At 50.3% G+C, this 8302-nt stretch carries 9 protein-coding genes; 5 read left to right on the top strand and 4 right to left on the bottom strand.

Annotation, left to right across the window (positions count from 1 at the left end; genetic code table 11):
• Window positions 1-22: 22 nt before the first annotated feature.
• Entirely contained in the window at window positions 23-538 is a 516-nt protein-coding gene (locus PHU49_11485) for an RsbRD N-terminal domain-containing protein (GenBank protein ID MDD5244626.1), read from the bottom strand.
• Window positions 539-649: 111 nt separating this feature from the next.
• Here PHU49_11485 and mgtA point away from each other — a divergent pair, with 111 nt between their 5' ends.
• The 4 genes from mgtA (at window position 650) to PHU49_11465 (ending at window position 4676) form a co-directional block, all read left to right on the top strand.
• Entirely contained in the window at window positions 650-3211 is a 2562-nt protein-coding gene (gene mgtA / locus PHU49_11480) for a magnesium-translocating P-type ATPase (protein MDD5244625.1), read from the top strand.
• 30 nt (window positions 3212-3241) lie between these two features.
• The gene (locus PHU49_11475; protein MDD5244624.1) at window positions 3242-3874 is read left to right on the top strand and encodes a DedA family protein; all 633 of its coding nucleotides are present in this window, start codon (window positions 3242-3244) and stop codon (window positions 3872-3874) included.
• Between the two features lie 181 nt (window positions 3875-4055).
• Window positions 4056-4298 (top strand): hypothetical protein, encoded by a 243-nt coding sequence (locus tag PHU49_11470; GenBank protein ID MDD5244623.1) that lies wholly within the window; start codon window positions 4056-4058, stop codon window positions 4296-4298.
• Between the two features lie 15 nt (window positions 4299-4313).
• Entirely contained in the window at window positions 4314-4676 is a 363-nt protein-coding gene (locus PHU49_11465; GenBank protein ID MDD5244622.1) for a sulfite exporter TauE/SafE family protein, read from the top strand.
• 407 nt (window positions 4677-5083) lie between these two features.
• Here PHU49_11465 and PHU49_11460 read toward each other — a convergent pair whose 3' ends face one another.
• On the bottom strand, window positions 5084-5539 hold the full coding sequence (locus PHU49_11460; GenBank protein ID MDD5244621.1) for a hypothetical protein: 456 nt from the start codon (window positions 5537-5539) through the stop codon (window positions 5084-5086).
• 274 nt (window positions 5540-5813) lie between these two features.
• Between PHU49_11460 and PHU49_11455 the strand changes: the two genes are divergently transcribed.
• Window positions 5814-6797, top strand: a complete 984-nt coding sequence (locus tag PHU49_11455; protein ID MDD5244620.1) for a hypothetical protein — start codon at window positions 5814-5816, stop codon at window positions 6795-6797.
• A gap of 301 nt (window positions 6798-7098) precedes the next feature.
• Here the strand turns inward: PHU49_11455 and PHU49_11450 are convergent, their stop codons facing one another.
• Both PHU49_11450 and PHU49_11445 read right to left on the bottom strand, forming a co-directional pair.
• The gene (locus tag PHU49_11450; GenBank protein ID MDD5244619.1) at window positions 7099-7887 is read right to left on the bottom strand and encodes an enoyl-CoA hydratase-related protein; all 789 of its coding nucleotides are present in this window, start codon (window positions 7885-7887) and stop codon (window positions 7099-7101) included.
• A gap of 73 nt (window positions 7888-7960) precedes the next feature.
• Window positions 7961-8302 (bottom strand): alpha/beta hydrolase (locus PHU49_11445; GenBank protein ID MDD5244618.1); only part of this gene is annotated, 342 nt, incomplete at its 5' end.

Here is an 8302-nt window from a genome sequence, read left to right as displayed (position 1 = left end):
CCGGGGGCTGTCAATCGGGAAATTATCCCTTATCCGGCTGTTTCAGAATATTGAGGAGCCGCATTGCCATATCCCGTTCCATCCTGATCTCGCCGCTCCTGATGTTGTAGACTTCCTCCCTGCACCGCATGTATACATCGAATGCGAGGAGCGACACCATGTCTATCCTGATTTCCAGTTGTGAGAGGGCCTTGAGGAGCGCATCGCCGGTAAATGCTTTTTCCAGCTCTTCCCGGATTACCTTCTTCAGAAGAAAGATGAAGGCTACGGCCTGGGACGGCAGCGAGTCCTGAACGGCGCGTATCCTTATGATGCCGTCAAGGGCTGATAATATCCTCTCAGGATCAACATCGTGGATAAGCTCGTCATAGAGAATCTCAGTTCCCTGGCTCAGGATATGACCCACAGGGTTTGTGAACCTGTCTTTCCCGGTCCTCAAAAAATTCGCTACTTCGGCAGGGTATGTTTCGAGTATCAGATCAAGCCAGCGTTTCAGGATTGTCCCGCGCTTCCGGGTGAGAACGTCTTTAATGTCCATTGTCCGTCCATTATAACACATATTGGTCTGATATCGCCGTTTCTCATAATATACTTTAGCAGTATATTTAAAGAAACAGGTTGTCAAGAGGGGGGATAAACTATTGTATAAATGGCGTGGAGAAATTATAATGGTTTAAGCATGGTCAAGGAAACGAACAGGTTGCACGCCTTCTGGGCGCTTTCCCCGGATACGGTCCTTACCCGCCTTCAGACAACACCGGACGGCCTGACCGGGGCAGAGGAGCAGAAGCGGCTTGAGGTCTTCGGCTACAATACGCTGAAGCAAAAGAAGAGAAACGACTCTCTCACCCTTTTCCTGACGCAGTTCAAAAGCCCGATCATCATTATATTACTCTTTGCGACAGGGCTCTCTTTCGTGCTCCGCGACGTCACGGATGCACTGATCATACTGGCGATAGTCCTGATAAGCGGCGTCCTCGGTTTCTGGCAGGAACGCGGGGCCGTCAATGCAGTTCGGAGATTGCTTTCCATTGTCCAGGTCAATACAACAGCGCTCCGTGACGGTGAATTCAGGGAGGTGCCGGTTGAGGAAATAGTTCCCGGCGATATTGTCACGTTGTCAGCCGGAGATATCATCCCCGGTGACTGCCTGATCATTGAATCCAGGGATTTCTTTGTTGACGAGGCGACACTGACCGGGGAGACATTCCCTGTGGATAAGGAGGCAGGGACGCTTAACGAGGCAACCCCTCTCAGCCGGAGAACAAACACGCTCTTCATGGGTACCCACGTTGTAAGCGGCAGCGGGAAGGCGGTTGTTGTCTATACCGGGAAGAATACGGAGTTTGGCAAGGTCTCTGAAGAGCTTAGATTCAGGCCGCCAGAGACGGAGTTTGAGCGCGGCGTCAGTCGTTTTGGCTACCTCCTGCTGGAGGTCACCCTGATACTCATCATATCGATCTTCGCCATCAACGTATATTTTCACCGGCCGGTTCTGGAGTCGTTCCTCTTTTCCCTTGCTCTGGCGGTAGGGCTCACGCCTCAGCTTCTACCGGCCATTATCAGTATCAACCTCGCCCATGGTGCAAAACGGATGGCTGACCAGAAGGTTATCGTAAAGCGGCTTGCGTCGATCGAAAACTTCGGGAGCATGAATGTCCTCTGTTCCGATAAAACGGGTACCTTGACCGAGGGTCTGGTGCAGTTGCACGCCGTTCTCGACGTAGAGGGCCGGGAGAGCGAGAAGGCGCTTCTCTACGCCTACATCAATGCCTCCTACGAGACGGGTTTTACAAACCCCCTTGACGAGGCAATTCTCCAATACCGGCAGCTCGATCTTTCACATGTGAGCAAGCTTGACGAAGTACCCTATGATTTTATCCGCAAGCGTCTGACCATCCTCGCGGCAAAGGACAATACCCATCTCATGGTAACAAAAGGCGCCCTTTCTAACGTGCTTGCAGTATGCTCCAGCGCGGAGATGCCGGATGGACAGGTTATCGATATAGTCCCGGTTCAGGAGAAGATCAGACAGCGGTTCAGAGACTTAAGCGACAAGGGTTTCAGGACCCTGGGCCTTGCGTACAAGGATATGGGTTCTCAATCTTCCATGACAAAAGACGATGAGGCCCATATGATCTTTCTTGGTTTCCTCGTCTTCTTCGATCCCCTCAAGGAAGGCATCGTTGACGTCATTGAAACCCTCAAGGGATCGGGGGTCACGCTGAAGGTTATCACCGGAGACAGCGAACTGGTCGCTGCCAGCGTGGCCGAGCGTATGGGCTTTCCGAACCGCAGCATACTGAACGGTTCCGATATCCGCGAGATGAGCAGTGAGGCCCTGATGGAAAGGGTCAACAGCGTGGATATCTTCGCCGAGATTGAGCCGAATCAAAAAGAGCGTATCATCCTTGCCCTGAGAAAGTCAGGAAATGTAGTCGGATACATGGGGGACGGCATTAATGACGCATCCGCCTTACATGCCGCGGATGTGGGAATCTCTGTAAACAGCGCGGTGGACGTGGCCAAAGACGTGGCCGACATCGTACTCCTTGAAAAAGACCTCCGTGTCCTGGCAAACGGCATGCTTGAGGGCAGGAAGACCTTCGCGAATACGCTCAAGTATGTCTTCATGGCCACCAGCGCCAACTTCGGCAACATGTTCAGCATGGCAGGGGCCTCACTCTTTCTTCCCTTTCTCCCGCTCCTTCCGAAACAGATCCTTCTCACGAACCTGTTGACCGACTTTCCCGAGATGACAATCGCCACCGACAGCGTTGACCAAGAGATGCTCAACCGGCCCCGGAGATGGAACATCAAATTCATCCGCAATTTCATGCTGGTTTTTGGTTTACTTAGCTCGGTTTTCGACTATCTGACCTTCGGCGTCCTTTTTCTCATCCTCCATGCATCAATCGAAGAATTCAGGACCGGCTGGTTCATGGAATCCGTTATCTCTGCATCGATGATCGTGCTGGTTATCCGCACCCGGGGACCCTTCCTGAAAAGCAAGCCGGGCAAGGCGTTGCTGACGGCCACTCTCCTCGTCGCCGTGGTCACGATCCTTTTCCCTTATACACCAATGGGGACACTCTTTGGATTTGCACCGATACCGCTCATATACCTTTTGACGCTCCTTCTCATTGTCGTACTCTATATCATCTCAGCAGAGGTGGCAAAAAAGATCTTCTACAGGAGGGCAAAGCTCTGATGAAAGAGCAGACTTTAAAGAGCAGCCTTTTTGAGTGACGGTATGATTGATCCCGGTACAGTTATTCAACAATTCACATATATGGGCATATTCTGTCTTTTGATCCTCGGCGGACTGGGACTTCCCTTTCCGGAAGACGGGGTGCTCATCATGAGCGGACTGCTGATCGCCCAGGGTGTCATTAAGCTCACTCCCGCCCTCCTCACCATCTACCCGGCCCTGCTGATCGCCGATTTTATCCTCTATTCTATCGGAAGGAAATATGGAAGAATGGTCGTTGAACATAAAAGATTTTCCAAAATTGTTTCACCTGCCGTTCTTGCGAGGCTCGAAGAGAAATTCACGCGATGGGGCGCCCTGACGGTATTCCTGGGAAGGCACTTCGTCGGCTTCAGGGCACCTATATTCCTCATCTCGGGGGTAACGCGCATTTCCCGTATAAAGTTCCTGATCGCCGACGGCCTCTCCGCGATCATTACGATCTCGATTATGCTGGGTCTTGGTTACCTTGGCGGCAACAGCCTCATGATCTTGAAGAAAGACATCACGCGGGTTGATTATATCCTGATCCTTGCTCTTGTCATATTGGTTGCAGGCTGGATTATCCTGCGATACTTCAGGGACAGGGGAAAATCAAAGCAACGATTGCATGCGAATGAATGATGCAGGCATAAGGTATATGCTATAATAAAAGGCAGTGAAAGGTGAAAAAGAGAGAGGTGATAGGTGATAGGTAATGGGTAATAGGTGAGAGGTCATAGGTGATGGGTGACAGGTCATTGCGAGCCCGCAGGGCGTGGCAATCCTATTCAAAAAAACTTTTTCCTCTCGCAGAGAACGCAGAGTGCACAGAGGTTTTTTTACTTTTCCCATGAATTCAGGGACTACGGAATTCATGGGAAGCTCCATGTCTGATTGTGCCGATATCTCTTACAATCAGACAGAAAAGAAAAAAAGAAGACTTCTCTGCGGCCTCTGCGGGCTTGAGCGAAGCGGGCGAGAGACAAAGGGTTTTGCTCTCCGCATCTGCTTTCTGCTTCTCTCACCCTCTCACCTTCTGCTCTTCTGGTTTTCACGGTATTTCTAAGGGAGGTAACATAATATGACTACCATGCTGCTTTACGTGCTTTTAGGATTTGTCGCCGGGGCTTTAAGCGGACTGATCGGTATCGGCGGCGGTGTGATTATTGTACCTGCTTTAGTCTTTCTGTTTAGCTTCTCTCAACACCAGGCCCAGGGCACAACATTGGCCCTTTTGATCCCGCCCATTGGGATCCTCGCTGCGTGGATGTACTATAAACAGGGCTATGTAGATATGAAAATAGCAGGCCTGATCTGTCTTGGTTTCTTCTTCGGCAGCTTTCTCGGCGCCAAGATTGCAACGGGTATACCGAATATTATCCTGGAACGGATATTTGGAGTGGCGTTACTTCTGATTGCATTAAAGATGATATTCTTAAAATGATCAGGTTAAGTTTTTTGAAATCATTTTTTTATTACCGGGGCTTGCGTCGCCCCCTCCACGCGACCCACCCACCGGGTGGGTGCCCCGGTTCGTGGAGCCTCCCCTTCATGCTCGCCGTGCTCACAGTATAGATTCCAACAAGCGACGCAAGGCAAACAGAGGACCACGCTTTCAAGCGTGGGTGAATGCGTTTGTCATGCACGCGAAGCGTGTATATTTTAGCACCACGAGCTTGCCCGTGGGAATCTATTCAATAACCTTTTTAACCGGCGGTTGAAGGCAAAACAGATGGAGAGATAGGTGTGTGAAAGTTGGTCTAACCAGTCGCTGGAGCTAAATAGTACTCATGTGAGAACAAGATAAAAAGGCCGGAGACGGGGAGGGCTTCGGCCTTCTGTGATCTTTCGTTACGGCAGGAGACGATACGGCAATGCTCTTTTGGTCCACTCACTCTGCGGATAGTCTGCCTGGAGCTTCTCGTATGCCTGTTTCAGAGGTTTCGGGTCATGGGAGCTTTTATACAAGCAGACCCCCCGGTAAAAGATAGCCTCCGGCATCGCAGCGCTCTGCCGATAACCCTGGATGACCTTTTCAAGATTGGCTAACGCTTCGGGGAACATATCAAGCTCGTAATATGTTTTTGCAATACCAAGAAGCAGAGAGGGGATGAACTCTTCCGGTGTAAGAAAGCCGACGGTCCGCGAATGTTCCTTCCCATTCCAGTCCAGTACAATAAGCGCAGGGGTCCATTTGATCTTGAATTCAGTTGCAAGGGGTTCCGAATCTGACGGGATACGAAGAGGTATAAGACTTTCCGTGATAAACTGTACAACACTTTCTGTAGGATACGTAACCGCATCCATCTGCTGGCAGCCAATTCAGCCGGGGCTAAAAAAGTCGAGCAGAATGGGTTTTTTTGCTGCCTGAGCCTTTGACATGGCAGCGCCGAAGTCCGTTTCCCATCTAATCATAATTCCCATAAATGGCCCTCCTTTATATGGAATTGATAAATCCTGGATATCTTAATATCCTGTATAAAGATAGTCACGGATCGAAAAATAGGCAAGTAGCAAAGTCTGCTTTGCGGGTTTTAAATATCCCTTTACACAGGCAATGGGGTATGCTAATAAAGGATTCATGATAACGGGCATAGGAAGTTTTCCATTCACAGACATCGACGAGGCGATAGATATCATATTCTCCTCCTGCAGAGAGATACCATTCTGGCCGCAGCTTCCCAAAAGGTCTCCAAACGAGAATATGTACACAGCGTTCCTCGAATCGGTCCCTTCGGTTGTCATGGACGAAGAAAACGGCAGCGCCTTTGTCGATACAACGAAGACCGACGGCATAGAGGAGTTTTATGAGAACTATTCCAACAAAAGATTAGACGCCTTTGCCATTTCAGCAAAGATGGCGCCCGGTTTTTACCGTTTCCTTGAAAGGTTGCAGGATATCGGGCAGGATGTGAAGTTCATCAAGTGTCAGGTCACGGGTCCATTCAGTATGGGTCTCGGCCTGAAGGACGAACAGGACAAACCGATAATCTACAACCATGGGTTCTTCGATATTATCCTCAAAGCGCTCCACATGAAGGCACGGTGGATGATAAAGACCATCAAGACCTCGTATCCGGAAAAGGATATCATCATCTTTTTTGACGAGCCCTACATGGTCTCCTTTGGTTCTGCTTATGTATCTATCCCGAAAGAGGATGTCATTGCCATGTTCAATGAGGTTGCCGCAGGACTTGACGCGCGACGTGGTGTCCATTGCTGCGGGAACACAGACTGGTCGGTGCTGTTGAATTCCGATATCGATATCATTAACTACGATGCCTGTAACTATCTTGACACGATCTTTTACTATAAGAATGACCTCGCTCAGTTTATTGCGAGGGGGGGCTGGATAGCACCGGGGCTTGTCCCTTCCTCTGAAAAGGTCCTTGAGGTTTCTGTGCAAGAGATTGAGGCATTAAAGACAAGGTTCATTGACTCCATGACCGGGATTGACACCAGGGTAAAGGCCCGGGACCTCCTCATCACACCGAGCTGCGGCCTCGGCAGTCTCACAGAAAAAGAAGCCCGCAGGGCAATGGAACTGCTGAGAGAATTCGCGTAACTCAAAAAATATCCGTAAGGCGTGAATCGTAAGTCGTGAGGGGAACCCCCTGTGAAACGTAAAAGGTGAAAGGTGAAATGTTTAAAACCTTTCATGTTGTTCTTGATTTAATTGTCATCACGAGGAGCGAAGCGACGTGGCGATCATATTGAATGAGATTGCCGCGCTCCGCTCGCAATGACACTATGCTACATCCTGCGATTAGCAAAAAAAAATCTCCCCATTTCAACTTTTACAGGGTTTATCGCCTAACGCCTCACGCCTAACGATTCACGGGGTTTATCGCCTTACGGATGTATATCTATTTTCCCTCGAACTTTGGCTTTCTCTTCTCAAGGAACGAGAGCGCTGCTTCCTGGTGGTCCTTTGTCTCCGACAGCAGGGATATCTGTGAAGAGATGTAGTCGAGGTGAGACCGCAGGGCGCTTGTCAATCCCTGATAGACAGCCCTCTTCGTCATGCGGATCGCAAGCGGCGGCCTGGCGGCGATCTTCTCGGCGAGTTTCATCGTCTCATTCATTAACCTGTCATGGGCCACGACGCGGTTGACGATGCCGAAACGTAATGCCTCTTCAGCGCTTATGACGTCACCGGTGAAGAGGAGTTCAAGCGCCTTCGACAGACCGGCAAGCCGGGGCAGGAAATATGCTCCCCCGTCGCCCGGGACAAGTCCCATCATGATATACGATTCAGCAAGCTTTGCCCTGTCGGAGCATACCCTGAGGTCGCACATGATCGCCATATCCATGCCGGCGCCCATCGCTGCGCCGTTAATTGCCGCGATGACCGGCTTATCAAGGTCTTCGAGGGTCAGGACGATCCTGTGAACACCATCCCAGAGGAATCGCTTCATGTCCCATGATTTCAGCTTTCCTTCCGCCATATCGCGTATGTCGCCGCCCGAGCAGAAGGTGTCGCCGTTGCCGGTGACGATGATGACCCGTATCCCGTCATCCCGTTGAGCCTTTCCAAGGTATTCACGCCAGAGCATGATCATCTCCGGGCTGAAGGCATTCTTTGCCTTTGGCCTGTTCAGTGTAATCACTGCGATATGTCCCTTTGTTTCATACAGCACATGCGGTTCGTTCATGCTCTTCATCCTTTCTTGAATCCGTAAGTCGTAAGTCGTGAGTCGTAAGAGGTTAAACCCTCACGCCTTACGCCTAACGCTTCACGGGTTTATTGCTATGAATATACACATATCTTTCAAGAAACTCTTCCATCCCTCCGGTGTATGTCATTCCCGAGAGGAGAAAGCCGTCATTGTGACCCCCGCGGATCTCGAGAAATTCTTTTGGCGGCGAGGCCTTTTCATAAAGCGCTCTGCCGTGCTCAAAGGGGACAATATCGTCTTTCCTGCTGTGGATAATCAGCTTGGGACATTTGATAGTACCTATTTTGTCTATCGTCGCGTAGTGAAATTTCGATATGAGCCTGACAGGAAGCCATGGATATATCTTTTGCCCGAGGTCAGGCACAGAAGTAAAGCCGGATTCCACGATCAA

This window comes from Syntrophorhabdaceae bacterium (assembly GCA_028713955.1).
Taxonomy (GTDB): domain Bacteria; phylum Desulfobacterota; class Syntrophorhabdia; order Syntrophorhabdales; family Syntrophorhabdaceae; genus UBA5609.
The sequence above is the reverse complement of the archived record's forward strand: the minus strand, read 5'-3'. Positions and strand labels throughout refer to the sequence as shown.

Coding starts and splice junctions, on each gene's coding strand:
- PHU49_11485 (MDD5244626.1), bottom strand. CDS start 538: ATGGACATTAAAGACGTTCTCACCCGGAAGCGCGGGACAATCCTGAAA.
- mgtA (MDD5244625.1), top strand. CDS start 650: ATGGCGTGGAGAAATTATAATGGTTTAAGCATGGTCAAGGAAACGAAC.
- PHU49_11465 (MDD5244622.1), top strand. CDS start 4,314: ATGACTACCATGCTGCTTTACGTGCTTTTAGGATTTGTCGCCGGGGCT.
- PHU49_11460 (MDD5244621.1), bottom strand. CDS start 5,539: ATGGATGCGGTTACGTATCCTACAGAAAGTGTTGTACAGTTTATCACG.
- PHU49_11455 (MDD5244620.1), top strand. CDS start 5,814: ATGATAACGGGCATAGGAAGTTTTCCATTCACAGACATCGACGAGGCG.
- PHU49_11450 (MDD5244619.1), bottom strand. CDS start 7,887: ATGAACGAACCGCATGTGCTGTATGAAACAAAGGGACATATCGCAGTG.